The following is a 26,114-nucleotide window of genomic DNA, read 5'->3' on the forward strand; positions in this document are numbered from 1 at the left end:
GTTGTGCGCACCCTCCAACGCCGCGCAACACCGCGCCGATAGGGTGGAACGCGTGACCGAGCAGCACGATCCATTCACCACCGCGGGCAAGATCGCGGACCTTCGCAGCAGGTACCAGGAGGCGGTGGTCGACGCGGAGGAGGCCGCTCGCGTCAAGCAGCACGCGAAGGGCAAGCTGACCGCGCGCGAGCGTATCGAACTGCTCGTCGATCCGGGATCGTTCGTCGAGCTGGACGAATACGTCCGTCACCGCACGACGGCGTTCGGCATGGACAAGTCGCGCCCCTACGGCGACTCCGTGGTGACCGGCACCGGCACCATCCACGGGCGCACCGTCGCGGTGTACGCGCAGGACTTCTCCGCTTTCGGCGGGTCGCTCGGTGAGGTGGCCGGGGACAAGATCATCAAGGTCATGGAGTTCGCCCTCCGCGGCGGTATCCCGATCATCGGCATCCTCGATTCCGGCGGTGCCCGCATCCAGGAGGGGGTCGTCGCCCTCGGCAAATACGGCGAGATCTTCCGCCTGAACACCGCCGCCTCCGGCGTCATCCCGCAGATCTCGATCATCATGGGCCCGGCCGCCGGCGGCGCGGTGTACTCCCCCGCCCTCACCGACTTCGTGATCATGGTCGACAAGACCAGCCAGATGTTCGTCACCGGTCCCGACGTGATCAAGACCGTCACCGGTGAAGACGTGGGGATGGAGGAGCTCGGCGGCGCGTACACGCACAACACCCGTTCGGGCGTCGCGCACTACCTCGCCGAAGACGAAGACGACGCGCTCGACTACGCCCGCACCCTCCTCAGCTTCCTCCCCGACAACAACCTCGACGAGATCCAGGTGTACGACACCCCGTTCGAGTTCGAGACGACGGATGCGGACCGCTCGCTGAACACCGTCATCCCCGACTCAGCGAATCAGCCGTACGACATCCACACCGTGATTTCGCGGATCGTGGACGGCGGCGACTTCCTCGAGGTGCAGCCGCTGTTCGCCCCGAACATCGTCATCGGCTTCGGCCGGATCGAGGGCCGCACCGTCGGCATCATCGCGAACCAGCCGTCGCAGATGGCCGGAACCCTCAACATCGACGCGGGCGAGAAGGCCAGCCGCTTCGTGCGGTTCTGCGACGCCTTCTCGATCCCGATCGTCACGCTGGTGGATGTCCCGGGCTATCTCCCCGGCACCGACCAGGAGTGGACCGGTGTCATCCGCCGCGGCGCGAAGCTGCTGTACGCGTACGCCGAGGCCACCGTTCCGCTGGTCACCGTGATCCTGCGCAAGGCCTACGGCGGCGCGTACATCGTGATGGGCTCCAAGCAGCTGGGCGCCGACATCAACCTCGCCTGGCCGACCGCCGAGATCGCCGTGATGGGCGGCCAGGGGGCCGTGAACATCCTCTACCGCGGCGAGATCAAGCGCGCCGAAGCCGCCGGGGAGGACGTCGCAGCGGTACGTACCCGCCTCGCGAACGAGTACACCTATAACGTCGCATCCCCCTTCCTCGCCGCCGAGCGTGGCGAACTGGACGGCATCATCGAGCCCGCGCAGACCCGCGTCGCGATCGCCAAGGCCCTCCGCGCGCTGCGCGGCAAGCGCGCGAGCCTCCCCGCGAAAAAGCACGGGAACATCCCGCTGTGAGTTCCGCGCACGAGCCGGAGCCGGTCGTCTCGATCGACGTCCGCCACGGGAATCCCACCGAGGAGGAGCTCGCGGCCCTCATGGCCGTCGTGAGCGAGGCGTACGCGGAAGAGGCCGCCGCGGCCGTCGTGCCGGTGGAGCGCAGTCGTTCCCGGTGGCGCGTGTCGGCGCGCGATGCCCGCGCGACGCTGTCGCGCGAGCGGGGCTGGGGCGGCTTCGCCGGCTGAGCTGTCGCGCGAACGCGGCCAGGTCTCCGGCTGAGCTGTCGCGCGAACGCGGCTGGGTGTCCGGCTGAGTGTCTCGGCCGTCATCGCGCGCCTGTCCTCCGGAAGACTGATACCGGGTCGCCCGGAATGCTGATACCTGTCCCCCGAAATACCTACAGACGGGGCGTTGCACGAAGCGCATACTGGAGGAGCTGGAACGCATTACGCGTTCGGCCGGGACTGCTTCTACAGCCAGTCCCGGTCTTGCGGACGGTTTTCGGGTAACTGTCCGCCAGGCGAGGGGCGGGCGGCTTCGCCGCCCCTCGCCTCCCCCCGTTCGTCTCGCCGGTCCGGAGCCCTCCCCCGCCGGACCGGCGAGTCGGGTGGATCACCGCGTGCGCAGGATCTCGTGCCAGAGTTCGACGCTGTCTTCGTCCGAGAGGCTGTCGCCGTCTCCCGATCGCCCGACGATCGTGACCGCCACCCGGTCGTGCGGCGAGGTCCGGATGATCAACCGCGTGGACGACGCCGACCGCAGGATGTCGGCCAGTTCGCCGCGGATGCCGGCGAGAGCCGGTTCTTCGAGGTCTTCCAGGCCCCCCTCGTCGAGCATCGTGACGGTGATGCCGCGCCGGCGGGCGGCTTCCAGCTCGGTGCGCACGGTGTCATCCAGCAGACTCGGGCCGCGCAGCTCGTCCCGCAGGCGCCCCTCGGCCAGACGCGCCTCGAGCCGCTCGGCGGGGCGGAGGTTGCCCCCCGTCTCGATCGTGCGGCCGAGGATCGGTCCCGCGATCTGCAGGGCCCGCTGCACCTGCACGCGCCGCTCCCGCTGGCGGCCGGATTGCGACGCCTGCCAGGCGGATGCGGCCTGCTGGAGTTCAGCGAGGCGCACCGTGTCGTTCGCGGCCCGGTCCAGGGCCGACATGAGCAGCTGGGCGGCCGCGACCCACACGATCGAGCCGACCATTCCGAGGGCCAGGGTAGGCAGGACGCCGATCCACAGCGAGACGGAGGCTGCGGCCACGCCGAGTCCGACCCAGGCGAACCACGGCCGCCGACGGACCATGACGATGGTCATCAGGGCGCCGATCCCACCGATCACCCACGTGGCGAACGGCTGCGTCCGCGAGGTCGGCTCCACGGCGAAGAAGATCGCGTTGGGAACGAGTACCGCCACGCCCAGGGCGATCGCGCAGACCCACACCGGCAGCATCCCCTTGCGCGTGGGGATGACCGCGGCGGCACCGGGCTTGTGCCGGCCGACGCCCCAGAAGATCGTGAGCCACGTCACGATGAGATACACCGGCAGCGCGAGGAAGATCAGCCACGGGTGGTCGACGTCGGCTCTGTCCCACCAGAATCCGCGGGCTGCCAGATAGGCCGTGAAGGCGACGGCAAGGGCGGAGACGATCGCACGGACGCTCACCAGCGATCCCCGCTGTCCCACTCGAGGGTGATCGTCGTGCCGTGGGAACCGGATTCGATCTCGGTGCGCCCGCCGACCGCGGTGACCCGGGCGAGAATCGAACCGCGGATGCCGAGCCGGTCTTCGGGGATGTGGTCCACGTCGAATCCGCCGCCGGTGTCACCCACGCGCACGACCACGCCGCCGGGGTCGGCGTGCCCGCGCAGCTGCACGGTCAGCCCTTGCGCGTTGGCGTGCTGCACCGCGTTGGCGACCGCTTGCAGTGCCGCCAGCACGAGGGCGCGCGCCACGCGTCCGGGAACTCGGGGTGTGTCGGGGTCGAACGAGCGCGCGACGAGCAGCTGGACACCCATTTCGCGCGCACCGCTTTCCAGGTCGTCCGCGAGGCGCGCGGCGTCCACCGGCTCGTCGCTGCCCTCCCACGGGTCCTTCTCGGCGTTGGCGAGACGCGTGAGCGCCTCGCGGGCCATGCTCACCGCGAGCGTGCGCTCGCGCGGCGTCGTGGCCCGTTCGGCGGCCAGGAGCGCCCCGAGGACGCTGTCATGCATCAGCGCGGCCACCGCCACCCGCTCTCGCTCGGTGGCGGCAGCGGCGGCTGCCGTTGCGTAGCTGGCCACCGCCCGCGCCCGAGTCTCATCGACGTTGGCCGCAACCGCCCGGTAGGTCCAGCCGAGGACGACGACGACCCCGCCGAGGATCAGCGCGAAGGAGACGTCCAGGCCCACGGGGAAGAAGAACTCCTCCGCGAATCCGGCCTGGATGAGTCGCACGAGGCCGAACAGCAGCGGGGTGACCACCGTCCACACGATCTGGAGCGGCAGCGGAAAGGCAACGACCGTCGCGACGGTCGCGACGTTGACCAGATAGAAGATCCAGGGTTCTTCGGCGGGAACCGGCTGAGCGCCGCCGGTGGTCGCGACCGGCCAGAGGGCCAGGGCGATGACGTAGACGACCGCGAACAGACCGCAGAACACCCGTGAGAACCTGCCGACGACGCACGCGATGACCATGGCAGCCAGCGGAAGGAAGACGGCGAGCACCAGCGGGAGGTGCCACCCGGTGCGCTCGTCTCCCGGGCCGAATGACGCGAACACCGCCTGGGCGCCGAGAATCAGCGACCCGGGGCCGACCAGGAGCTCGATGACGCGCTCGATGCGCGCGCGGGTGAAGGAGCCGAGGGTCTCGGTCGCCTCGCGCGAGCTCGGGAGGCGCCCCCACGCCGCGTCGAGAACGGACCGATCAGCTTCAGCCATCGGTGTCGCCCTCGGGGCGTTGCAGGATCCCGTCTTCCATTGCGCGGCGCAACAGGTCGATCTTCGTCGGGGCCGGGCGACCCACTTCGACGTACTTCACTCGCACGCGCGTGATGTTCTCCTTCGCGGTGGAGTAGGCGACGCCCAGTCGCTCGGCGACGGCCTTCAGCGGCAACCCCGCGGCGTACAGTCGCAGTACCTCGCGTTCGCGCGCCGACAGTTGCGCGTCGGCGAAGGCGCGGTCGGCCTCGACGGCGCTGGCCCACTCGACGTTGTTCAGCAGTTCGCCCATCGCGACGGTGCGGATGGCGCCGAGCACCTCATGGATGGGCGAGGCCTTGCTGACGATTCCGGCGGCTCCGGCAGACAGCGCCTCCCGCACGGCCGCGGGCCGGTCGGCGACGCTGTGGATGATGACGCTCGAGCCGTCGGCGACCAGACGCTCGACGTTCTCCGAGACCGTCGTCCCGTCGCCGAGGGTGAGGTCCAGTACCACCACGTCGGCCGGGGAAGCCGATTGGCCGGTTCGCCATGCCAGATATTCGGTGACCGTGCTCCCGGAGAAAGCGACCGTCAAGCTCTCGTCGTGAGCGATCGCCGCCTCGAGTCCCAGGCGCACCGACTCGTGATCGTCGATCAGGGCGACTCGCGTCATAGTCGTCATGCTATCGGTGTCACCGGCTCAGTACCGTGATCGCCTCGACGTGATGCGAATGGGGGAACAGATCGACGGCGCGGATTCCGCGGGAGGCCTCGTAGCCGGCGTCGCGGAACGTGCCGAGATCGCGTGCCAGGGCGACGGGGTCGCAGGCCACGTACACGACATGTGCGGGGCCGAGAGCCACGATCCCCTCGACCACCTCGCGCCCCGCTCCAGCTCGGGGCGGGTCCAGCAGCACGACGCCGCGGGAGAGGCGCTCACGCTCGCGCGCCGACGCATCCGCCGCCAGTTCCCGCACGAAGCGGTCCACGCGCGCCGTGACCGCCCGCGCACCCACCCACTCCGCGAGGTTCTCCCCCGCATACTCGGTGGCACGGGGGTCGGATTCAACGGAGGTGACACGGGTGGCTGGTCCCCCCAGGTCTCCGAGCGCCGCGGCGAACAGGCCCACCCCGCCATAGAGGTCGAGATGCGCGGCGTCCGGGTCGCCCACCGCCCCGACGGCGCGGAGCTCCTCGGTGACGATCGCGGTGAGGCTGTGCGCGGCGAGGCGGTGAACCTGCCAGAAGCCGCCGGCATCCACCCGGAAGGAACGGGTGCCGACCTGCTCGAGCAGCACCTCGGGCTCCCCCGGCGTCCGCGCCGGCGCATCGGGCCGCGGCACGATCCGCACCCGGCCGTCCGCGGGCTGCACGAGGTCCACACGCCCCGGCGCCTGCCCGCGCAGCCGCGACGCGGCGGCAGCGACGGCGGAGGTGGCCAGCGGGAGGTCGGCGGTGGGGATGACCCGGTGACTTCGCGCGGCGTAGGGGCCGATCCTGCCCTCGTCATCGACGTGCAGGCTCACGCGGGTGCGCCATCCCGTGCCGTCCGGGCTCTCCTCGGCGAGCACCGCCCCGGCGGCGTCGCGGACGGGATGGGGGGCTTCCATCGTCACCGGCACGGTCACCTTGCCGATCCGGCGAAGCGCGTCATCGAACACGCGCAGCTTGAGCTCGCGCTGGTGCGACAGGTCGATGTGCCCGAAATCCGCGCCCCCGGGGCGCTCCTCGGGCGCGACCGACACGTCCGCTGCCGCCCACACGTGCGGACGCCGGTGCGCCGATGCGGTGAGAACCTCCACGGTCTCGGCCCGCCAGAAGGACTTCTTCCGCGTGTCCGTCAGCCGAGCCCGGACGGTCTCCCCGGGAATCGCGTCGGCGACGAAGACGACGCGCCCGTCCAGCCGCGCGACGAAGACGCCGCCGTGGGCGACATCGGTGATCTCCAGTTCGACGAGGTCTCCGGCATCCATTCCTCCAGCCTCCCACGCGAGGGCTAGCGTGAGAGCATGCGCGTCTGCCTGGCCTCCACCTCGCCCGCCCGACTGATGCTGCTGCGCCAGGCCGGCATCGAGCCGGAGACCATCGCACCGAACGTGGATGAGGACGCCGTCGTGGCCGAGGCGGAGGCCGCCCAGGGCCGACGGCTGCCCGCCGCGGAGCACGTGCTGCTCCTCGCGCGGCGCAAGGCCGCTGACGTCGCCGTCCAGCTGATGACTCTCGACCCGGATTTCGACGGGTTCGTCGTGGGCGGTGACTCGATGTTCGCCCTCGGCGGGGAGATCCTCGGAAAGCCCTACACCGCCGAGGTGGCGACCGAACGCTGGCGCGGGATGCGCGGGCGCACCGGCGTCCTGCACTCGGGGCACAGCGTGCTGCGCCTGTCGCCGGGGGCGCCGGCGACCGGCGCGGATGCCGCGGCCGAAGCATCCGTCACCTTCCGGTCGGACATCACCGACCGGGAGATCGCCGCATACGTCGCCACGGGGGAACCGCTGCACGTCGCGGGCGCGTTCACCGTCGACAGTCTCGGCGGAGCCTTCATCGAGCGGGTCGAGGGCGACCCCTCCACGGTGGTGGGGATGTCGCTGTCCACGGTCCGCGCGCTGGTCCGCACCCTGGGCGGCGAGTGGACGGACCTCTGGAACCGCCGGGTCGATTCGTAGACTCCCCCACACCTTCTCCGGCGTTTCTTGTGCAGGTGGCTCAAAAATCGCCCCCGTGCCGTGAGTAGGCTGGCACCCATGCCGAAAATCGCCAAGGTGCTGATCGCTAACCGCGGCGAGATCGCCGTCCGAGTCATCCGCGCCGCCCGCGACTCCGGTCGCGCGAGCGTCGCGGTCTACGCCGACTCCGACCGCGACGCACTGCACGTGCGCCTCGCCGACGAGGCCTACGCGCTGGAGGGCGCCACCAGCGCCGAGACGTACCTCTCGATCGAGAAGATCCTCTCCGTCGCCCGCCGCTCCGGCGCCGACGCCGTCCACCCCGGTTACGGCTTCCTCGCCGAGAACGCCGAGTTCGCCCGCGCGGTGATCGATGCAGGGCTCATCTGGATCGGCCCGTCGCCCGAGGCCATCGAGGCCCTCGGCGACAAGGTGACCGCACGTCGCGTCGCCGAGAAGGTGGGTGCTCCGCTGGCACCCGGCACCCCCGGCCCCGTCGCCGGCGCCGAGGAGGTCATCGCCTTCGCCGAGAGCGTCGGCCTGCCGGTCGCCATCAAGGCCGCCTACGGCGGCGGCGGACGCGGCCTCAAGGTCGCCCGCACGATCGAGGAGATCCCGGAACTGTTCGATTCCGCCACGCGAGAGGCCGTCACGGCGTTCGGACGCGGCGAGTGCTTCGTCGAGAAGTATCTCGACCGTCCCCGCCACGTCGAGACGCAGTGCCTGGCGGATGCCGCGGGAACGGTCGTCGTGATCTCCACCCGCGACTGCTCACTGCAGCGCCGGCACCAGAAGCTCGTGGAGGAGGCACCGGCGCCCTTCCTCACCCCCGAGCAGAACGACATCCTCTACACCTCGTCCAAGGCGATCCTCCGCGACGTCGGCTACGTGGGTGCGGGCACGTGCGAATTCCTCATCGGCGAGGACGGGACGATCTCCTTCCTCGAGGTCAATACGCGCCTGCAGGTGGAGCATCCCGTCTCCGAGGAGGTCACCGGAATCGACCTCGTGCGCGAGCAGTTCCGCCTCGCCGAGGGCGAGGAGATCGGCTACGACGATCCGACCCCCACCGGGCACTCGATCGAATTCCGCATCAACGGCGAGGACCCCGGCCGCGGCTTCCTGCCCCAGCCGGGCCCCATCCACGTCTTCAAGACGTTCGGGGGCCCTGGCACGCGACTGGACTCCGGCGTGACCGCCGGGGACACCGTGTCGGGATCGTTCGACTCGCTGCTAGCGAAGATCATCGTCACGGGGCGCGACCGCGCCCAGGCGCTGGAGCGCGCCCGCCGGGCCCTCGACGAGTTCGAAGTCGCGGGGCTCCCCACCGTGCTGCCGTTCCATCGCCGCGTGGTCCGCGACCCGGCCTTCACCGCCGAGGACGGGTCGTTCGGCGTCTTCACGCGGTGGATCGAGACGGAGTTCCACAACGACATCCCCGCATGGGACGGCGAACTCGAGCCGCCCACCGCCCCCTCCCCCCGGCACACCGTCGTGGTCGAGGTCGGCGGAAAGCGCCTCGAAGTCAACCTGCCCGAGCGCATCGCCTCCTCGGGGACGGCGGCGGGGCGCCCCGCCGCCGTACCGCCCTCACGGCGTTCGCACGCCGCATCCGCCGTCGGCGGGGCCACCGGTGACGCGGTGAAGGCACCGATGCAGGCCACCATCGTCAAGGTCGCCGTAGCCGACGGTCAGATCGTCGTCAAGGGAGACCTCGTCGTGGTGCTGGAGGCGATGAAGATGGAGCAGCCCATCCCGGCGCACAAGGACGGTGTCGTCGGCGGCATCGACGCAGCTCCCGGCACGACGGTGGCCGCCGGTCACCTGCTGCTGACGATCTCCTGAACCGCCGACCGGTCAGGCGTCGGGCTCCGGGGCGTCGTTGCGCTCCACGATGTGCATCGCCCGCGTGGCGTCGGTGATGCTCCCCGACAGCGACGGGTAGACCGCGAATACCCGGGAGACCTGGTCGACCGTGAGGCGCCGCTCCACCGCGATGGCCAGCGGGTAGATGAGTTCCGACGCGCGCGGTCCGACGATGACCCCGCCGATTACGGTGCCGCTCCCCTGCCGGGCGATGATCTTCACGAATCCGTCCCTGATGCCCTGCATCTTCGCGCGCGGGTTCGCCGACAGCGGGAGCCTGCGCACGACCCCGTCGACGCGCCCTTCGGTGACGTCCTGCTCCGAGAACCCCACCGACGCGATCTCCGGGGCGGTGAAGATGTTGGCGGTGATGCGGCGGCGCTCGAGCGGGATGACGGTGTCGCCGAGCGCGTGGAAGATCGCGGTGCGACCCTGCATCGACGCGACCGAAGCGAGCGGCACGAAGTTCGTGCAGTCTCCCACGGCGTAGACGTTCGGCACCGAGGTGCGCGCTACCCGGTTCACGCGGATGTGTCCGGAGTCGGCGCACTGCACGCCGGCCTCCTGCAGCCCGATGCCCGCGGTGTTCGGCACCGCGCCGACGGCCATGAGGCAGTGGCTCCCCTCGATGGTGCGGCCGTCCGAGAGGGTCACGACGACACCCTCGCCGGTGTTCACCACGCTCTGCGCCCGCGACTTCGACAGCAGGGTCATGCCGCCCCGTTTGAAGACCTTCTCCAGCACGGCCGCGGCATCCGTGTCTTCACCGGGGAGCACCTGGTCGCGGCTGGAGATGAGCGTCACCTGAGACCCGAGGTTCATGTACGCCGACGCGAACTCCGCGCCGGTGACCCCCGACCCCACGACGATGAGGTGCTTGGGGAGGGCCTTCATGTCGTACAGCTGCGTCCACGTGAGGATGCGCTCCCCGTCGGGTCGCGCGGAGGGGAGCTCCCGCGGGGAGGACCCGACCGCCACCACCAGGGTGTCGGCCTCGACGCGGTCGAAGTCGGCGCCGCCGGCCTCGGTGGACACGATGACGGCGGAGTCGCCGTCCAGGCGCCCCTGGCCCGCGATGATCCGGACTCCCGCTTCCACCAGCGACGCCCGCATGTCGTCGGACTGCTGACGGGCCAGCGCGAGCACGCGGCGGTTGACGGCCGCGATGTTGACGGCGACCTGCGCAGACAGGGGCCGGCCGTCGCCGCCCTTCGCGAACAGCTGCACGCCGAGATCGCTGGCACCCTGCACCGCCACCGCCGCGTCGGCCGTGGCGATCAGCGTCTTGGACGGGACGACGTCGGTGATCACGGCCGCCCCACCGATGCCCTGGCGCTCGATGACCGTCACCTCCGCTCCGAGCTGAGCGGCGGCGAGCGCCGCCTCGTAGCCGCCGGGTCCGCCGCCGAGGATGGCGACGCTCTGGGTGCGCTCGAAGCTGAGGGACATGGCATCCATTCTGTCGCGTACTGGGCCGGGGCAGCGCGCGTGGCACCCGGCCCCGCACGTTCGTAGAGTGGGGGGATGCCAGACACCGCGGCGAACCCGCTCGACGACCCCTCCGCCGACCCCTTCGACATCGCCGCGCAGGCCGCGTCCGACCTCGCACGGCTCACCGGCGTGGAGCACCACGACATCGCCGTGACCCTCGGAAGCGGATGGGGCCGTGCCGCCGAACTCCTCGGCGAGACGGTCGCCAGCGTGCCGGCCGCCGAGGTCACCGGGTTCAGCAAGCCGGCGCTGGAGGGCCACGTGGGCACGCTCCGCAGCGTCCGCACCCCCGCGGGCCGGCACGTGCTCGTGATCGGTGCCCGTACCCACTTCTACGAAGGCCACGGCGTACGCCGCGTCGTGCACAGCGTCCGGACGGCGGCGGCGGCGGGAGCATCCACCATGATCCTCACCAACGGCGCCGGCGGAATCCGCGAGACCTGGCACCCGGGGCAGCCGGTGCTCATCAGCGACCACATCAACCTCACGGCCGCCTCGCCCCTGGAAGGCGCCACCTTCATCGACCTGACCGACCTGTACTCGGCGCGGCTGCGCGCGGTCGCCCGGACGATCGACCCGGAGCTGGATGAGGGCGTGTACTGCCAGTTCCGCGGGCCGCACTACGAGACACCCGCCGAGGTGCAGATGGCCAAGGCCATCGGGGGCCACATCGTGGGCATGTCGACCGCGCTGGAGGCGATCGCCGCCCGCCAGGCCGGGATGGAGATCCTCGGGATGTCACTCATCACCAACCTCGCCGCGGGCATCCAGAAGACCCCCCTGAGCCACGCGGAGGTCCTCGAGGCAGGCCGCGAGGCCGAACCGGTGATCTCTTCGCTCCTGGCCCGGATCATCGAGGCGCTGTGAACGGCCTCCCCGACGAACTGATCGCCTCCGCCCGGGCGTGGCTGGCGCAGGACCCCGACCCCCAGACCCGCCGCGAACTGGAGGAGCTCATCGAGCGCGCCGAGGGCGACGACGCCGCGGCGGCATCGGATCTCGTCGACCGCTTCTCGCACCGGCTCGCGTTCGGCACGGCCGGCCTCCGCGGGGCGCTGGGTGCCGGGCCGAATCGCATGAACCGCGTCCTGGTCGCCCAGGCCGCCGCGGGCCTCGCGGCCTACCTCGTCGAACGCGCGTCCGGCGGGGCGACGCCGCTCGTCGTGGTCGGATACGACGGGCGCCGCAACTCCGACGTGTTCGCGCGCGAGTCGGCGGAGATCTTCGCGGGAGCGGGCCTTCACGCCGTGCTGCTGCCGCGGATGCTGCCCACCCCGGTCCTCGCGTTCGCGGTACGTCATCTCGGCGCTGCCGCAGGGGTCATGGTCACCGCCAGCCACAACCCGCCCGAAGACAACGGATACAAGGTGTACCTCGGCGGTGAGGACGCCGGCGCGCAAATCGTCTCCCCCGCCGATTCCGAGATCGCCGCCCACATCCAGGCCGTCGCCGACCGCGGCGACATCGGAACGATCCCGCGCTCGGTCGGCTACGCCAACGCGCCGGAGGAGGTCGTGGAGGCCTACATCGCGGCGACCGCCGCCGTGGCGCCGGCCGCCGCGGCGGCGGAAGGCCTCACCTGGGTCTACACCGCGATGCACGGCGTCGGGTGGGAGACCCTCCGCAGCATCCTCACGGCCGCCGGGTACCCCGAACCGACCGTCGTGGATGAGCAGATCCAGCCGGACGCCGCGTTCCCCACGGTGGCCTTCCCCAATCCCGAAGAGCCGGGAGCGATGGACCTGGCCTTCGACACCGCACGCGGCTCCGGTGCCGAACTCGTGCTGGCGAACGATCCCGATGCCGACCGGTTGGCCGTGGCCATCCCCGACGCCCAGTCCGACGGGGGATGGCGCCGCCTCAGCGGGAACGAGGTCGGGCTTCTTCTGGGGTGGCGTGCCGCGCGGATCGCCTCCGAAGCCGGTATCCCGGGCGCCACGCTGGCGTGTTCGCTGGTGTCCTCCCCCGGCCTGCAGGCGATCGCCGAGCACTACGGCCTCGGCTTCACCGCGACCCTGACGGGCTTCAAGTGGATCTCCCGGGCACCCGGCATCGTCTACGGGTTCGAGGAGGCGCTCGGCTACCTCGTCGATCCCGAGACAGTCCGCGACAAGGACGGCATCTCGGCCGCCATCGCCCTGCTCGCACTCGCGACCGAGGCGCGGGGGCGGGGAACGGACCTCCGCGGTCTGCTCGACGAACTGCGCGCCACCTTCGGCGCTTTCGCGAGCGACCAGATCTCGATCCGCGTGTCGGAGGTGTCGGAGATCGCGCGCATCATGGCCGGCCTCCGCGCCGAGCCGCCGACGCGGGTGGGCGACAGCCCCGTCGCCCGGATCGACGACCTGCTCACCGGCGTCGACGACCTTCCCCCCGGCGATGTCCTCCGCATCCGGCTCGACGACGGCTCCCGCCTCATCGTCCGGCCCAGCGGCACCGAGCCGAAGCTGAAGATGTACCTCGACGTGCACGGCCAGTCCGAACCCGAGGCACGGGAGCGCTTGGCCGCTCTCGCCGCCGGCGCGCGGGCGCTGCTGGACAACCTCCGCTGACCGCCGCCGGGGGCGCGCTGGGGCTCGTTCGGTTCCCCGACCCGGCGCGGTGGGCGCCCACCCCGTGCACGTACTCAGTCTGAACCGACGCCGCATCGGTCGTAGCTGCGGAAATCCGCGACCCACGCAAGCCGCACGCGGCAACGAGACTGAGTACGGCGCCGGTGAGGGCAGCCGCCGGGCCGGAGCGTGTGTGGGGCTCGTTCGGTGCTCCGACCCTGGCCGGGCGCGCCCACCCCGTGCACGTACTCAGTCTGAACCGACGCCGCAACCAGCGGGCCCGCGGAAATCCGGGAATTGCGCAGGCCCACGACGGAATGAGACTGAGTACGGTGCGCCGGTGCGGACAGCCGCACGGGCGGGCGGGTGCGGACAGCCGCACGCGCAAGTGCCGGCGCAGGGCCCGCGCCGGGAGTGCGGGGCAGGGCTCGCGCCCGGGGGCTGGGCAGGGCCCGCGCCGGGGGGCCGGGCAGGGCCCGCGCCGGGGGCCGGGAAGGGCCGCGCCGGATGCCCGCGGGCGGGCGGGCGTCCTATGCTCGCCGGCATGGAGTTCGTCGCGCCGGTGAGGCTGGAGAACGCGTTCGTCCGCCTCGAGCCTCTCCGCCCCGAGCACGGCCCGGGCCTCGCAGAAGCCGCCCGAGGGCTCGAGCACGTCTGGTACACGTCGGTGCCCGCACCGGATGCTGTGACCGACGACATCGCGCAGCGACTGGGCTGGCGCGACGAGGGCACGATGAACCCGTGGGCGGTGATCCGCGATGGCACGGTCGTCGGAGAGACCACGTTCTGCAACATCGATCAGGCCAACCGGCACGTGGAGATCGGCCACACGTGGCTGGGGCTCAGCGCCCAGCGCACGGCCGTCAACACCGCGGCGAAGCTCCTCCTCCTCGGCCATGCGTTCGAGGTCTGCGACGCGATCGCCGTGGAGTTCCGCACCCACTGGCACAACCGGCAGTCGCGCGCGGCGATCGAGCGCCTCGGCGCGAAGCAGGACGGCGTACTGCGCAGCCACCGCATCAGCCCGGACGGCATCCTCCGAGACACGGTCGTGTACTCGATCCTGCCCGGCGAGTGGCCGGCCGTCCGGCGCGGACTCGAGACCCGGCTCGAACGCGAGGCCTGAGAAAGCGCCAGCCGGAAACGGTGTCAGCCGCAAGCCGCCTCAGCCGTCGATGACGGCGACCAGCTCATCGAGGAACCCGGCGAAATCGGTTGCTCGCCGCACGATCCGCTGCACGCTCTCCCGCTCGGAGAACACCTCGACGAACTGCTCGAAGACCGTCTGGAAGGCCTCGCGGTCGGCCTCGGAGAACGCCACGAGCGCGACGACCTGCACGCGCCCCTCCCCCCACGGGATGGAGGGCTCGGCGATGCCGATCGCGATCTGGGTGCGGGTCGCGGTCATCCCGATCGCGTGCGGAACGGCCAGCGCATCGGTGAACGCGGTGGAGGACAGGCGCTCCCGCTCGATCGCCCGTTCGACATATCCCTCGTCGATCACGCCCTGTCGCACGAGGAGGCTCCCGAGGTGGCGGATAACGCCTTCCTCGCCCGATGCCCCATCGACCCCGCGCACGAACGCGGAGGAGTCGAAGTAGCGCTCCAGTTCGGCCCGGAGTCGCCGCAGCCGGCGCCCGCGGCGGATCCGTGCGGCCGCGGCCTGCACCCGGTCCACGTCGGCGTCGGTGAGGAACGGCTGGATGCGGACGATCCGGTCCCCCGCCAGTGGTGGGTCGATGGTGGTGAGGACGAGGTCGGTGTCGATCGAGGGCCAGTCGGGGTCGACGCGGGTCTCGACTCCGACGACCTCGATCGCCTGCCCGAGGGAGCGGTCGACGCTGGAACGCAGCAGTTCGTGGAGCTCGTAGTAGCCGGGGCAGACGATCGTGGCGGTGAGGAGCTGATCGGAGCGACGACTGCGTTCCAGCCGGCCCCCCACGTGCATCGCGACATAGGCGATCTCGTCGTCGAGGATCGGGATCCCCAGGCTCTCGTGCAGTCCGCTGGAGATGAAGACGGCCACTTCGAAGATCATCGGGTACGTGGATTTCAGCGACCGCGTGAGCGGGTTGCGCGACCACGCCTGCTCCTTCGAGCGGTGCAGCAGGTTCTGCACGTGCAGCGCGAGGCGCAGGATGAAATCGTCGTGCGCGATGTCGACGAGGAATTCGGATGCGGCGCGCTCGACCACCGCGCGGACGGCCTGTTCGACATCGGGCTCGAGCCGCGCGCGCGCGTCGTCGGCCGCCGGGGCACCGGGGGCGACCACCCGCGTGAGCACGAGGGTGGCGAGATGCTGCTGGTCGCCGGCGCCCAGCCGCAGGCCGAGATGCTTCTCGGAGAGCCGGTCCAGGAGCGCGGCGACCTGCCGATGCGCCGCCGAGGTCTCCCCCGCCGTGCGCTCCAGCGCCCGATCGCGGGCGATGCGGTCGGCGGCGATCGCGATGTGCATCACGACATCGCCGATCCCGTACTCGTTGACGAAGTAGCCGAGCGCCCCGAGCTCCGAGGTCAGTTCGGCCTTGAAGGGTCCGAAGGCGTGGGCGCCCACCGAGCCCTCCCCGAGCGTCCGCCGCAGCACCTCGAGGTCGAAGGACCCGGCGTCCATCTCGTCGTGGGCCAGCCGGCTGAGCAGGCGCCGCTGGGCCATCTCGGTGCCACGCAGCCGCGCGGTGGACGCCGACCGTTCCAGCGTCAGCTCGGTTCCGCCCAGAAGCCCGCGCACGCGTGCGAGGTCTGCCTCGAGTGTCGCCGCGCTGACGTGGAGCGCATCGGCCGTGTCGAAGACGTCGATCCCCTCCCGGCTGTCCAGGAGCGCCCGCACCAGCGTGTGCAGCCGGTCGCGCGGGGTGCCCCCGTCCGCGGCCGGGGCGGCGCGCAGAGCAGCCGCGGCATCCGGGCCGGCACGATAGCCGAGCGGACCAGACTCGACCGCCACACCGGCGTGCACGCGCGCATTCAGCGACGTGACGTAGGACCGGATGCTGCGGGGGGTGACGCCGAGCACATCGGCGAGGGAGGCCGCGGTGGCCCAGTCCCCGTCGCGGGTGAGCAGACCGAGGAGCCGGTCTTGGCGCGCCCTCGTCATCATGGTGCCGTCACGATCGTTTCCGCGGCCGGTTCGGCGGGGCCGCCGTCCCAGTCAACCACGGGACGTCCGCCGCGGCGCGGGTGCCGCCGCCACCCGGCCCCCGGCGAGTCCGTGCTCCCGTTCCGGGGGGTGGGAAACAGATGTGGTTGTCCGCGTTCAGCAAACTCACAAGGATGGGCGAGAAGGAGGGTGATCGATGAGGATCCTGGTGGTCTGTGGCGCGGGTGCGTCCAGCACCTTCGTGGCGCAACGCGTTCGACGCGCCGCCCACGAACGTGGCCTGCCCTACTCGGCGGTCGCCGGCACCGCCGGTTCGCTGGTGATCGATCTCGATTCCGCCGACATCGTGCTGGTCGGTCCGCACCTGGCCGCTGAGCGCGAGTGGATCCAGCGAAGCGCCGCCGAGCACGGCGTCGCCGTCGCGGTGCTCCCCGACGACATCTTCTCCGACCTCACCGGCGAGCGGACCCTGGAACTGGTCCGCGCAACACTCCCGTCCTCTTCCAGCGCCAGCCGCTGACCCCCCTGTCATACGAGAAAGCAGAGACAATGCCCCAGGTCACCCGCACGGTACGGATCGGATCGTCCCACGGACTCCACGCGCGGCCGGCGAAGCTGTTCGCGCAGGCGGCGAAGGAAGCCGGCATCCCGATCACGATCGCCAAGGACTCCGGCGCGCCGGTCAACGCCGCCAGCATCCTCGGCGTGATCGCCCTCGGCATCGATCAGGGCGACTACGTCACCCTCACCGCCGACGGCGACTCGGCCGACGCGACCCTGGATTCGCTCGCCGACCTGTTGAGCACCGACCATGATGCCGAGTGACGGGGACGCGACGATGACGCAGCTGCGCGGGGTCGGGATCGGACTCGGGGTCGCCCAGGGCCCGGTCGCCCGCATGGCGGAGCCGCTCCCCGCACCGGACGACGCCGCGAGCGCGATGTCCACCGAGGAGGAGACGGCCCGGGTGCGGGAGGCCGTCACCGCGGTTGCCCGGGAGCTCGAGCAGCGGGGTGCGCAGGCCGGCGGCGCCGCGCGCGACGTTCTCGAGGCGCAGGCGATGATGGCGGAAGACCCGAGCCTCGAGACCGAGATCGACACGCGGCTGGCGGCCGGCAAGACCGGCGAATGGGCCGTGTGGGATGCGTTCGCCTCGTTCCGCGAGCAGCTGACGGCCCTCGGCGGATACCTCGGCGAGCGCGCGGCCGACCTCGACGACGTCGCTCAGCGCGTCCTCGCCCGGCTGCGAGGCGTTCCGGCGCCGGGCGTCCCCGACCCGGGGCATCCCTTCGTCCTCGTCGCGAAAGACCTCGCCCCCGCAGACACCGCCCTCCTCGATCTCGACAAGGTGCTCGCGCTGGTGACCACCGAGGGCGGCCCCACCTCGCACACCGCGATCCTCGCTCGCGAGAAGTCCATCGTCGCGGTGGTGGGAGCAGCCGACGCGAACACGCTCGCCGACGGCACCACGGTCATCGTGGATGCGGCGGCCGGGGTCGTGATCGCCGACCCGAACCGGGACGAACTCTCTCGCGCTGAGACCCGCGCCTCCCAGCGGGCGTCGGCCGCATCGGCGCCGATCACGCCCGGCGCCCTGGCCGACGGCACCGCGGTGCCGCTGCTGGCCAACCTCGGCAAGCCCGGGGGCGCGGCCCAGGCCGTCGAGCTGGGCGCCGAGGGCGTGGGCCTCTTCCGTACCGAGTTCCTCTTCCTCAGCGCCAACTCCGCGCCGACGGTCGAGGAGCAGCGGAAGGCATACACCGAACTGCTGGCGACCTTCCCCGGCAAGAAGGTCGTCGTACGGGTGCTCGATGCCGGCGCCGACAAGCCGCTGCCCTTCCTCAACGACGCGCACGAGGAGAACCCCGCGCTGGGGCTGCGGGGCCTCCGCGCGCTGCGGGCCAGCGAAGACATCCTGCGCGAGCAGCTGACGGCGCTGGCCGAAGCGGATGCCGCCACCCGCCGTTCCGCGGAAGGCCCCGCCGACCTGTGGGTCATGGCACCGATGGTGTCCACGGTCGAGGAGACGGAGTACTTCGTCGCCCTCGCCCACGACTACGGCCTGAAGACGGCCGGTGTCATGGTCGAGGTGCCCTCCTCGGCACTTATGGCCGACCGCATCCTTGCTCGCGCCGACTTCGCCTCCATCGGAACGAACGACCTCACCCAGTACACGCTGGCGGCCGACCGGCTGCTCGGATCGGTCGCCTCCTTCCAGGATCCGTGGCACCCGGCCGTGCTCCGGCTGGTGCGCGAGGTGGGTGCTGCCGGCGCGGCCGCCGGCAAGCCGGTGGGCATCTGCGGCGAGGCGGCGGCCGACCCGCTTCTCGCGGTGGTGCTCGTCGGGCTGGGGGCGACCAGCCTGTCCATGGCGCCCACCGCGCTGGCCGACGTGCGAGCCACCCTCCTCACCCACACTCTCGACGACGCCCGTCGCATCGCCGAGGCAGCCCTGGCCGCGGATGACGCGGCCTCCGCCCGCGACGCCGCCGACGCGGCTTCGCTTTCATCAGCGCCGGAGGCGGCAGACGCCGCCCCCGCATCACAGAAAGAGACAATCCAATGACGACGACGTCGCCTGAGGTGGCCCCCAAGCAAGGGGGCGCCCGCGTCGCGATTCAGCGATTCGGCACCTTCCTTTCGGGCATGATCATGCCCAACATCCCGGCGCTGATCGCGTGGGGGATCTTCACGGCGTTCTTCATCGACGTGGGATGGACGCCCAACGCCGACCTCGCCACGATCGTCGGCCCCTTCATCCACTACCTGCTGCCGATCATCATCGCCTACACCGCCGGCCACATGGTCTACGGCGTGCGCGGTGCCGTCGTCGGTGCCATCGCCACGATGGGTGTCATCGCCGGCTCCGACCTGCTCATCGCGCAGTTCAACGCGACGCTCCCGGCGGGCGAGCCGCCGCTGGGTGAGATCCACCAGTTCATCGGCGCGATGATCATGGCGCCGCTCGCGGCCTACACCATGAAGTGGCTCGACCGGCTGTGGGACGGCAAGATCCGGGCCGGCTTCGAGATGCTCGTGAACATGTTCTCGGCCGGCATCTGGGGCTTCGTGATGGCCATCGTCGGGTTCTACCCCGTCGCGTGGCTGGTCAACGGCCTCATGAACGTGCTGAGCATCGCGGTGAACTGGCTGGTGGAGACCAACCTGCTTCCGCTGACGAGCATCATCATCGAGCCGGCGAAGGTGTTCTTCCTCAACAACGCCATCAACCACGGCGTGCTCACGCCCCTCGGCATCGCACAGGCGTCGGAGAACGGCTCCTCGATCCTGTTCCTGCTCGAGGCCAACCCCGGCCCCGGTGTGGGTCTGCTCCTCGCGTTCACGTTCTTCGGCATCGGTGCAGCTCGCGCCTCGGCACCGGGCGCTGCGGTCATCCAGTTCTTCGGCGGTATCCACGAGGTGTACTTCCCGTTCGCCCTCATGAAGCCGGTACTGATCGTCGCGTTGATCGCGGGCGGGGCGACCGGCGTGACCACGAACATGCTGCTCGGCGGAGCCCTTCGCGCCCCGGCAGCCCCTGGGAGCATCTTCGCGGTGCTCGCGCAGACGGCATCGGGTGCGTACTTCGCCGTCATCCTCTCCGTCGTGCTGTCGGCAGCGGTGACCTTCCTCGTTGCAGCGGTCATCCTGCGCGCCTCCCGCAAGCGCGACCTCCTCGCCGAGGGCGACCAGTTCTCTGCGGCGGTCTCCAAGACGGCGGCGAACAAGGGCAAGTCCTCCGCGGCGCTGGACGGGCTGCGTGCCGCCGACGGCACCGACCGTGAGGCGGTCCGCGAGGCCGAGGACGCGGTGGACCGGCTCGAGACCGAGCGGGAGACGGGCGGCCGGCTGGAGGGCGGCGTGGTCGCCACCAAGCCGGTGCGCAGCATCGTGTTCGCGTGCGACGCGGGCATGGGTTCGTCCGCCATGGGCGCGAGCGTCCTGCGGAACAAGATCAAGAAGGCCGGCTACCAGGACGTGACGGTGACCAACAAGTCCATCGCCAACCTCGACGACTCGGCTGACCTGGTCATCACGCAGAGCCAGCTCACCGACCGTGCGCGGCGGCAGTCGCCGCACGCGGTGCACGTCTCGGTGGACAACTTCATGAACTCGCCGAAGTACGACGAGGTCGTCGACCTGGTCCGCGACCAGCACGACACCGCGCAGTAGAACGACCGCCGCGGGGCCGGGCCGGCGTGATGCCCCCGGTCCCGCGGCCTTCTTCCCGTTCGGCCTGCCATTTGGGAGGCTGAACACATCAACGAAAGGCGAGACTATGGCCCGTGACGTCCTCAGCATCGGACAGGTACGCATCCACTCCGGCAGTGCGACCCGCGAGGAGGCGATGAAAGAAGCCGCCGACATCCTCGAGTCCGCCGGCGCCGTGACCAGCGCGTACTACGACGCGATGCAGCAGCGCGAGGAGACCGTGTCGACGTACATGGGCAACGAGCTCGCCATCCCCCACGGCACGAACGAGACCAAGCAGACCATCCTCGAGTCCGGCCTGTCGGTCGTGCGCTACGACGGCGGTGTCGACTGGGGCGGGGAGCCGGTCACCTTCGTGGTGGGGATCGCCGGCAAGGGCGACGAGCACCTGGAGATCCTGTCGCAGATCGCGATCCTGTTCTCTGACGAAGATGAGGTGGCGCGGCTGAAGACGGTGGAGTCGGCGGAAGATCTGTACGCGGCGCTGTCGGCGGTCAACCGGTGAGCAAGGCCGTCCACTTCGGCGCCGGCAACATCGGCCGGGGATTCGTCGGGCTCTTGCTGCACCAGGGCGGGTACGAGCTGGTGTTCTCCGACGTGGCCGAACCCCTCGTGGAGGCCATCAACGCGGCCTCCCAGTACACGGTGCACGAGGTGGGCGAGGGCGGCGTCGACACCGTCGTCACCGGATTCCGGGCGATCAACAGCGCGACCGACGCATCCGCTCTCGTCGACGAGGTTTCCACGGCGGATGTGGTCACCACCGCGGTCGGACCGACCATCTTGAAGTTCGTCGCGCCGCACATCGTCGCCGGTCTCGGCCTCCGCGACCCGGCGGCGCCTCCGCTGCAGGTCATGGCCTGCGAGAACGCGATCGGTGCCACGGACCTGCTCCGCGAGGAGATGGCGTCCGTCGCCGGCGACGGGTGGGAGGCCATCTCCGGCCGGGCGGTGTTCGCCAACACCGCCGTGGACCGCATCGTGCCCGCCCAGGAGCCTGGTGGCGGGATCGATGTCACCGTCGAGCCGTTCTACGAGTGGGCGATCGAGCGCGGACCCTTCGGTGACACCCCGCCGAACATCCCCGGCGCGCACTTCGTCGACGATCTCACGCCGTACATCGAGCGGAAGCTCTTCACCGTTAACACCGGTCACGCCACGACGGCGTACTTCGGCGCGGCCGCCGGCGTCGAGCGGATCTCCGATGCGCTGGCCGACCCCCGCATCGCCGCGAACGTGGATGCCGCGCTGCGGGAGACCTCTGAGTTGCTGATCCAGAAGCACGACCTCGACCCGGCGACGCAGACCCGGTACCGCGAGACGATCCTCCGCCGCTTCCGCAACCCCGCCCTCCCCGACACCGTGTGGCGGGTGGGGCGGCAGCCGCTGCGCAAGCTGTCGCGGCACGAGCGATTCGTCGGGCCCGCCGCGGAGGCGGTCGAGCGGGGTCTTCCCGTGGACGGACTGGTGGGCGCGATGGCGGCCGCCCTCGCGTTCGACGACCCGGAGGACGCGCAGTCGGTGGACCTGCAGCGGATGCTGCGGGAGCAGTCGGCCGCGGAGTTCACGGCAGCCGTGACGGGCCTGGAGCCGGAGCATCCCCTCTTCCCCCGTATCCAGCAGATCGTCCAGACCCGCCAGGCCGAGCTCGTCTGACCCGCGCGGGTGATGTCTCACCTCCGCAGCTTTCCCGCCCGGGTTTCCTGCGAAAGTGAGACATCCCGCGCCGTCAGGGGCGCCAGCCGGCGCGGAGGAGAGCGGAGCGGGTGCGGCCGAGGGCGACGGCTCCGCCACCCCGGAGGTGATGACGGAGCACGCGGACGAGGGTCCAGCCGTTCTCGGCGAACCCGTGCCAGCGGTCGGCGTCCCTGGCGAACTGGTCCGGGTCGCTCGCATGCTGTCGACCGTCGTATTCCACGAGCACCTTCCATCGCGGGAACACCAGATCTCCTCGGCCGAGGAAACGGCCGGCGTCGTCCAAGATGTCGACGTTCAGCTCGGGTTCGGGCAGCCCGCCGCGCACCAGCACCAGGCGCAGGCGCGTCTCCTCGGGCGACTCCGATCCGACGCGGATGGCGGCCAGCACGCCCGCGAGAGCCCGCTCTCGTCGCGCCGAGGCGACCTCGGCGCGCAGGTCGTCCAGCATCGCCAGCGGGCGACGACGCGCGACGAGGAAGTCTCCGGCAGCGACCATCGCGTCGAACGGCCAATCGCGCGCCAGCTGTACCCACGCGCGGGAGGGGTCTTCGAGGCGGAGGCCCGCGACCTCACGAACGGCCGCGACGCGCTCCTGCAGACGATGACCGCGGATGCCGCGTGTCCGAGGGGCCTGGTGGGGCCGATGGACCGAGACATGAAGATCGGCGAGCTCCCAGCCGTACGGGGTGGGCGCGCCGTACGCCACCAGTGCCGTGTCATGACTGAAGAACTGCGCCGCCGACATCCGCGGCGCATACTGCCGGCAGCGACGGATCAGCCGGGAACGCTCGTCATCCGCCGCCCCCGCGTCCTTCCATTGCCGAACGCCCCGGAAGGGCGCGTCGAACATCGGGCCCGCCAGCGCTCCACGCCCCAGCCCGGCTGCCGTGCCGGCAGCGATGGAGAACGGCCGGTCGCCGAAGGGGGAATGCCGCGTCGTCATCCGCCCAGCCAATCCCCGCCGCCGCCCTCCCCCGCTCTCTCCCCAGCTTCCCGCCCCCTCTCGCCGGCATCGCACTCCTGTGGAGGACGTATCGAGCGGCGTGATGTCTCAGTTGTGCAGCTTCCAGCGCCTCAGAACCTGCGGAAGTGAGACATCACGCCGGGGGGGGTGGGGGGTGGGGGGTGGGGGGTGGGGGGTGGGGGGTGGGGGGTGGGGGGTGGGGGGTGGGGGTCAGGAGGCGAAGCCGTCGGCGATGAGGTCGATGAGCTCCTCGCGTTCCTCCACCGGGAGGAACGCGCCTGCGGCGGCGTTCAGCTGGAAGGCCTCGAGGTCATCGAGACCGTAGTCGAACGCCTGCACGAGCAGCGCCAGCTCGCGCGTGAGCGATGTGCGGCTCATCGTCCGGTTGTCGACGTTCACCGTGACGGCGAAGCCGAGCTGGTAGAGCAGATCGAACGGGTGGTCCTCCAGGCTCGTCCCCCACGCCGCGATGGCGCCGGTCTGCAGGTTGGAGGACGGCGCCAGCTCCAGTGGGATCTCGCGGTCGCGCACCCACCGGGCGAGGTCGCTCAGGTGCACGCGGACCTCGTCGCCCTCACGCGAGACGACATCGAGGCCCTGCGCGATGCGCACCCCGTGGCCGAGGCGGAGCGCCCGGCCGTCCAGCAGGGCCGACCGGATCGACTCGAGCCCGGCCGCCTCACCGGCATGGACGGTCACGGGGAAGAACTCGCCGGCGAGGTAATCGAACGCCGTGCGGTGGCGGGCGGGGAGGAACCCGTCCTCCGGTCCGGCGATGTCGAACCCGACAACCCCGCGGCTGCGCCACTGCACGGCGAGCCGCGCGACATCCAGCGACCGCTCGTTGTGTCGGAGGGCGGTGAGGATCTGCCCGACGCGGATGTCACGGCCGGCGTCCTGCGCCGCATCCTCGCCCTCCTCCAGGCCCTCCTGGACGGCTCCGACCGCCTCATCGAGAGTGAGCCCGAGCGCGAGGTGCTGCTCCGGCGCCCACCGAACCTCGCCGTAGACGGCCCCGTCCGCGGCGAGATCCTCGACGTACTCCCGGGCGACCCGCGTGAGGGCTTCGCGTGTCTGCGTGACCCCCACGGTCACCTCGAAGGTCTTCAGGTACTCCACGAGGGAGCCGGAATCGGCACGGTCGGCGAACCAGTCGCCGAGGTCGTCGGCGTCGGTCTCGGGCACCTCCAGGCCGGCGGCGTCGGCGAGATCGAGCACGGTCTCCGGCCGCACCGCGCCGTCCAGGTGGTCGTGCAGCGAGACCTTGGGCAGCGCACGAAGCGACTGCCCCTGGACGCGGATGTCGCCGTCGGAGTCGATGGCCATGGTTCCTCCCGGATCGTGAATTCGTCAGGCGGTGATGCGTTCGCGAACCCGAGGCGGGGCCTGGTGGGCCTCGTCGCCGATCTCCCACGCACCCGTCAGAGCCTCGAGGGCCCGGCCGAACCGCTCACCATCATCGGCCAGGAGGGTGAACAACGGTTGACCGGGGACGACGGTGTCGCCCGGGGCGACGTGCAGGTCGATCCCGGCGGCGTGGATCACGGGATCCTGCGGCCGGGCACGGCCCGCACCCAGCCGCCAGGCGGCGATGCCGAAGGGCAGTGCCTCGAGGCGGCGCACGGTGCCGGCGCGGTCGGCGGTGACGGTGTGGGTCTCGCGCGGCTGCGGCAGCGCGGCATCCGGGTCGCCGTCCTGGGCGCGGATCATCCGTCGCCACACGTCCATCGCCCGGCCGTCGGCGAGGGCGGCTTCCACGTCGGCGTCGGGCCTGCCGGCCAGGGTGAGCATCTCGCGGGCCAGGGCGACGGTCAGTTCCACGACGTCGGCGGGCCCGCCGCCGGCGAGCACCTCGACCGACTCACGCACCTCGTTGGCGTTGCCGATCGCGCGCCCGAGCGGTGAGTTCATGTCGGTGAGGAGCGCCGTGGTCGCCACACCCGAGTCGGTGCCGAGCGCGACCATCGTCCGGGCCAGCTCGCGTGCGCGGTCGATGTCCTGCATGAAGGCACCCGAGCCGAACTTGACGTCGAGCACGAGAGATCCGGTGCCCTCTGCGATCTTCTTCGACATGATGCTCGAGGCGATGAGCGGGATCGCCTCGACGGTGCCGGTGACATCGCGCAGGGCGTAGAGCTTCTTGTCCGCGGGGGCGAGGCCCGACCCGGCGGCGCAGATGACCGCGCCGATCTCATCCAGCTGCGCGAGGATCTCGTCGTTGGTGAGCGCGGCGCGCCAGCCGGGGATCGACTCCAGCTTGTCCAGCGTGCCACCGGTGTGTCCGAGGCCCCGGCCGGACAGCTGCGGCACAGCCACACCGAAGGCCGCCACGAGCGGAGCGAGCGGCAGGGTGATCTTGTCCCCCACGCCGCCGGTGGAGTGCTTGTCGACGGTGGGCTTGTCCAGCGAGGAGAAGTCCATCCGTTCGCCGGAGTCGATCATGGCGTCGGTCATCACGCGGATCTCGTCGCGCTCCATCCCGTTGAGGAGCACCGCCATGGCGAACGCCGCCATCTGCGGGTCGGTCACGTAGCCGCGCGTGTACGCGTCGATCATCCAGCGCAGGGCCGGCTCCGGGATGCGGCCGCCGTCGCGCTTCGCGCGGATCACATCGATCGCGTCATGGGGCTCGATGGAGCCGGAGGCGGAGGAGGAGACCGTCATCGAGCGACCTCCTCCAGGTCGCGCGGACCGAACGCGTCGGGCAGCACCTCGTCGATCGTGCGGATCCCCGACACCGTCTCCAGGAGCATCCCCGGGATCGCGTGCTCGAACAGCAGTTGGCGGCACCGTCCGCACGGCATGATGGTCTGCCCCTCGCCGTTGACGCACACGAAGGCCACGAGCTGACCGCCCCCGGACATGTGCAGGTCGGAGACGAGACCGCATTCGGCGCAGAGGCCCACACCGTAGGAGGCGTTCTCGACGTTGCACCCCGAGACGATCCGCCCGTCGCTGACCAGCGCCGCCGCCCCCACCTTGAACCGTGAGTACGGCGCGTAGGCGCGCTGCATGGCCTCGGTTGCGGCGACGCGGAGAACGTCCCAGTCGATGTCGGTCAC

The 26,114-nt window shown here is 71.1% G+C and carries 23 protein-coding genes; 13 read left to right on the plus strand and 10 right to left on the minus strand.

From position 1 onward, the window contains the following. The first annotated feature begins 52 nt into the window (after positions 1-52). Positions 53-1,642: an acyl-CoA carboxylase subunit beta gene (locus AC2DGY_RS11890; RefSeq protein ID WP_484509895.1), complete on the plus strand. Its 1,590-nt coding sequence runs from the start codon at positions 53-55 to the stop codon at positions 1,640-1,642. After that, complete coding sequence (locus tag AC2DGY_RS11895) at positions 1,639-1,869, plus strand: acyl-CoA carboxylase epsilon subunit (RefSeq protein WP_484509896.1); 231 nt, start codon at positions 1,639-1,641, stop codon at positions 1,867-1,869. Before AC2DGY_RS11890 ends, AC2DGY_RS11895 begins: the two co-directional genes overlap by 4 nt. 367 nt (positions 1,870-2,236) lie before the next feature. Here the strand turns inward: AC2DGY_RS11895 and AC2DGY_RS11900 are convergent, their stop codons facing one another. The 4 genes from AC2DGY_RS11900 to AC2DGY_RS11915 are packed head-to-tail and all read right to left on the minus strand — an operon-like array spanning position 2,237 to position 6,482. After that, positions 2,237-3,274 (minus strand): hypothetical protein, encoded by a 1,038-nt coding sequence (locus tag AC2DGY_RS11900; protein WP_484509897.1) that lies wholly within the window; start codon positions 3,272-3,274, stop codon positions 2,237-2,239. Continuing rightward, on the minus strand, positions 3,271-4,527 hold the full coding sequence (locus tag AC2DGY_RS11905) for a sensor histidine kinase (RefSeq protein ID WP_484509898.1): 1,257 nt from the start codon (positions 4,525-4,527) through the stop codon (positions 3,271-3,273). The genes AC2DGY_RS11900 and AC2DGY_RS11905 overlap by 4 nt, the downstream gene beginning before the upstream one ends. Then, positions 4,520-5,182 carry a response regulator gene (locus tag AC2DGY_RS11910; protein WP_484509899.1) on the minus strand — a complete coding sequence of 221 codons (663 nt, stop codon included), beginning with the start codon at positions 5,180-5,182 and terminating at the stop codon, positions 4,520-4,522. The genes AC2DGY_RS11905 and AC2DGY_RS11910 overlap by 8 nt, the downstream gene beginning before the upstream one ends. 19 nt (positions 5,183-5,201) lie before the next feature. Further along, positions 5,202-6,482, minus strand: a complete 1,281-nt coding sequence (locus AC2DGY_RS11915; RefSeq protein WP_484509900.1) for a class I SAM-dependent RNA methyltransferase — start codon at positions 6,480-6,482, stop codon at positions 5,202-5,204. Between the two features lie 36 nt (positions 6,483-6,518). On the opposite strand from AC2DGY_RS11915, the gene AC2DGY_RS11920 reads away from it, so the two are divergent. After that, positions 6,519-7,175, plus strand: coding sequence for a Maf family protein (locus AC2DGY_RS11920; protein WP_484509901.1), 657 nt, complete (start codon positions 6,519-6,521; stop codon positions 7,173-7,175). 78 nt (positions 7,176-7,253) lie between these two features. After that, complete coding sequence (locus AC2DGY_RS11925) at positions 7,254-9,020, plus strand: acetyl/propionyl/methylcrotonyl-CoA carboxylase subunit alpha (RefSeq protein ID WP_484509902.1); 1,767 nt, start codon at positions 7,254-7,256, stop codon at positions 9,018-9,020. Positions 9,021-9,032: 12 nt separating this feature from the next. Here AC2DGY_RS11925 and AC2DGY_RS11930 read toward each other — a convergent pair whose 3' ends face one another. Next, positions 9,033-10,490, minus strand: a complete 1,458-nt coding sequence (locus AC2DGY_RS11930; RefSeq protein WP_484509903.1) for an NAD(P)H-quinone dehydrogenase — start codon at positions 10,488-10,490, stop codon at positions 9,033-9,035. 75 nt (positions 10,491-10,565) lie between these two features. On the opposite strand from AC2DGY_RS11930, the gene AC2DGY_RS11935 reads away from it, so the two are divergent. The 3 genes from AC2DGY_RS11935 (at position 10,566) to AC2DGY_RS11945 (ending at position 14,210) form a co-directional block, all read left to right on the plus strand. Continuing rightward, on the plus strand, positions 10,566-11,399 hold the full coding sequence (locus AC2DGY_RS11935; RefSeq protein WP_484509904.1) for a purine-nucleoside phosphorylase: 834 nt from the start codon (positions 10,566-10,568) through the stop codon (positions 11,397-11,399). After that, a complete protein-coding gene (locus AC2DGY_RS11940; protein WP_484509905.1) occupies positions 11,396-13,084 on the plus strand; it encodes a phospho-sugar mutase in 1,689 nt (562 codons plus the stop codon). The genes AC2DGY_RS11935 and AC2DGY_RS11940 overlap by 4 nt, the downstream gene beginning before the upstream one ends. A gap of 544 nt (positions 13,085-13,628) precedes the next feature. Next, entirely contained in the window at positions 13,629-14,210 is a 582-nt protein-coding gene (locus AC2DGY_RS11945) for a GNAT family N-acetyltransferase (RefSeq protein ID WP_484509906.1), read from the plus strand. Between the two features lie 39 nt (positions 14,211-14,249). Here the strand turns inward: AC2DGY_RS11945 and AC2DGY_RS11950 are convergent, their stop codons facing one another. Further along, the gene (locus AC2DGY_RS11950; RefSeq protein ID WP_484509907.1) at positions 14,250-16,175 is read right to left on the minus strand and encodes a BglG family transcription antiterminator; all 1,926 of its coding nucleotides are present in this window, start codon (positions 16,173-16,175) and stop codon (positions 14,250-14,252) included. Between the two features lie 199 nt (positions 16,176-16,374). Here AC2DGY_RS11950 and AC2DGY_RS11955 point away from each other — a divergent pair, with 199 nt between their 5' ends. From AC2DGY_RS11955 to AC2DGY_RS11980, 6 genes are all read left to right on the plus strand, one after another. Next, positions 16,375-16,698 (plus strand): PTS sugar transporter, encoded by a 324-nt coding sequence (locus AC2DGY_RS11955; protein WP_484509908.1) that lies wholly within the window; start codon positions 16,375-16,377, stop codon positions 16,696-16,698. Between the two features lie 29 nt (positions 16,699-16,727). Continuing rightward, a complete protein-coding gene (locus AC2DGY_RS11960; RefSeq protein WP_484509909.1) occupies positions 16,728-17,003 on the plus strand; it encodes an HPr family phosphocarrier protein in 276 nt (91 codons plus the stop codon). Between the two features lie 13 nt (positions 17,004-17,016). Then, positions 17,017-18,744: a phosphoenolpyruvate--protein phosphotransferase gene (ptsP, locus tag AC2DGY_RS11965; RefSeq protein ID WP_484509910.1), complete on the plus strand. Its 1,728-nt coding sequence runs from the start codon at positions 17,017-17,019 to the stop codon at positions 18,742-18,744. Continuing rightward, positions 18,741-20,351 carry a PTS mannitol transporter subunit IIBC gene (locus AC2DGY_RS11970; protein ID WP_484509911.1) on the plus strand — a complete coding sequence of 537 codons (1,611 nt, stop codon included), beginning with the start codon at positions 18,741-18,743 and terminating at the stop codon, positions 20,349-20,351. The genes ptsP and AC2DGY_RS11970 overlap by 4 nt, the downstream gene beginning before the upstream one ends. A gap of 106 nt (positions 20,352-20,457) precedes the next feature. Next, positions 20,458-20,895, plus strand: a complete 438-nt coding sequence (locus tag AC2DGY_RS11975) for a PTS mannitol transporter subunit IIA (RefSeq protein ID WP_484509912.1) — start codon at positions 20,458-20,460, stop codon at positions 20,893-20,895. Then, positions 20,892-22,046 (plus strand): mannitol-1-phosphate 5-dehydrogenase, encoded by a 1,155-nt coding sequence (locus AC2DGY_RS11980; protein ID WP_484509913.1) that lies wholly within the window; start codon positions 20,892-20,894, stop codon positions 22,044-22,046. The genes AC2DGY_RS11975 and AC2DGY_RS11980 overlap by 4 nt, the downstream gene beginning before the upstream one ends. 73 nt (positions 22,047-22,119) lie before the next feature. On the opposite strand, the gene AC2DGY_RS11985 is transcribed toward AC2DGY_RS11980, so the two are convergent. The 4 genes from AC2DGY_RS11985 to AC2DGY_RS12000 form a co-directional block, all read right to left on the minus strand. After that, on the minus strand, positions 22,120-23,031 hold the full coding sequence (locus tag AC2DGY_RS11985) for a hypothetical protein (protein WP_484509914.1): 912 nt from the start codon (positions 23,029-23,031) through the stop codon (positions 22,120-22,122). A gap of 231 nt (positions 23,032-23,262) precedes the next feature. After that, positions 23,263-24,378, minus strand: a complete 1,116-nt coding sequence (locus tag AC2DGY_RS11990; protein ID WP_484509915.1) for an adenosine deaminase — start codon at positions 24,376-24,378, stop codon at positions 23,263-23,265. Positions 24,379-24,402: 24 nt separating this feature from the next. After that, positions 24,403-25,716 (minus strand): thymidine phosphorylase, encoded by a 1,314-nt coding sequence (locus tag AC2DGY_RS11995; protein ID WP_484509916.1) that lies wholly within the window; start codon positions 25,714-25,716, stop codon positions 24,403-24,405. After that, complete coding sequence (locus AC2DGY_RS12000; protein ID WP_484509917.1) at positions 25,713-26,114, minus strand: cytidine deaminase; 402 nt, start codon at positions 26,112-26,114, stop codon at positions 25,713-25,715. The genes AC2DGY_RS11995 and AC2DGY_RS12000 overlap by 4 nt, the downstream gene beginning before the upstream one ends.

This window comes from Microbacterium sp. Z6_144 (assembly GCF_057197625.1).

Bases quoted from the DNA above. Each gene is read 5' to 3' on its own strand.
- AC2DGY_RS11905 (WP_484509898.1), bottom strand. From the start codon at position 4,527: ATGGCTGAAGCTGATCGGTCCGTTCTCGACGCGGCGTGGGGGCGCCTC.
- AC2DGY_RS11910 (WP_484509899.1), bottom strand. From the start codon at position 5,182: ATGACGCGAGTCGCCCTGATCGACGATCACGAGTCGGTGCGCCTGGGA.
- AC2DGY_RS11915 (WP_484509900.1), bottom strand. From the start codon at position 6,482: ATGGATGCCGGAGACCTCGTCGAACTGGAGATCACCGATGTCGCCCAC.
- AC2DGY_RS11920 (WP_484509901.1), top strand. From the start codon at position 6,519: ATGCGCGTCTGCCTGGCCTCCACCTCGCCCGCCCGACTGATGCTGCTG.
- AC2DGY_RS11925 (WP_484509902.1), top strand. From the start codon at position 7,254: ATGCCGAAAATCGCCAAGGTGCTGATCGCTAACCGCGGCGAGATCGCC.
- AC2DGY_RS11930 (WP_484509903.1), bottom strand. From the start codon at position 10,490: ATGTCCCTCAGCTTCGAGCGCACCCAGAGCGTCGCCATCCTCGGCGGC.
- AC2DGY_RS11935 (WP_484509904.1), top strand. From the start codon at position 10,566: ATGCCAGACACCGCGGCGAACCCGCTCGACGACCCCTCCGCCGACCCC.
- AC2DGY_RS11945 (WP_484509906.1), top strand. From the start codon at position 13,629: ATGGAGTTCGTCGCGCCGGTGAGGCTGGAGAACGCGTTCGTCCGCCTC.
- AC2DGY_RS11950 (WP_484509907.1), bottom strand. From the start codon at position 16,175: ATGACGAGGGCGCGCCAAGACCGGCTCCTCGGTCTGCTCACCCGCGAC.
- AC2DGY_RS11955 (WP_484509908.1), top strand. From the start codon at position 16,375: ATGAGGATCCTGGTGGTCTGTGGCGCGGGTGCGTCCAGCACCTTCGTG.
- AC2DGY_RS11960 (WP_484509909.1), top strand. From the start codon at position 16,728: ATGCCCCAGGTCACCCGCACGGTACGGATCGGATCGTCCCACGGACTC.
- ptsP (WP_484509910.1), top strand. From the start codon at position 17,017: ATGACGCAGCTGCGCGGGGTCGGGATCGGACTCGGGGTCGCCCAGGGC.
- AC2DGY_RS11970 (WP_484509911.1), top strand. From the start codon at position 18,741: ATGACGACGACGTCGCCTGAGGTGGCCCCCAAGCAAGGGGGCGCCCGC.
- AC2DGY_RS11975 (WP_484509912.1), top strand. From the start codon at position 20,458: ATGGCCCGTGACGTCCTCAGCATCGGACAGGTACGCATCCACTCCGGC.
- AC2DGY_RS11985 (WP_484509914.1), bottom strand. From the start codon at position 23,031: ATGACGACGCGGCATTCCCCCTTCGGCGACCGGCCGTTCTCCATCGCT.
- AC2DGY_RS11990 (WP_484509915.1), bottom strand. From the start codon at position 24,378: ATGGCCATCGACTCCGACGGCGACATCCGCGTCCAGGGGCAGTCGCTT.
- AC2DGY_RS11995 (WP_484509916.1), bottom strand. From the start codon at position 25,716: ATGACGGTCTCCTCCTCCGCCTCCGGCTCCATCGAGCCCCATGACGCG.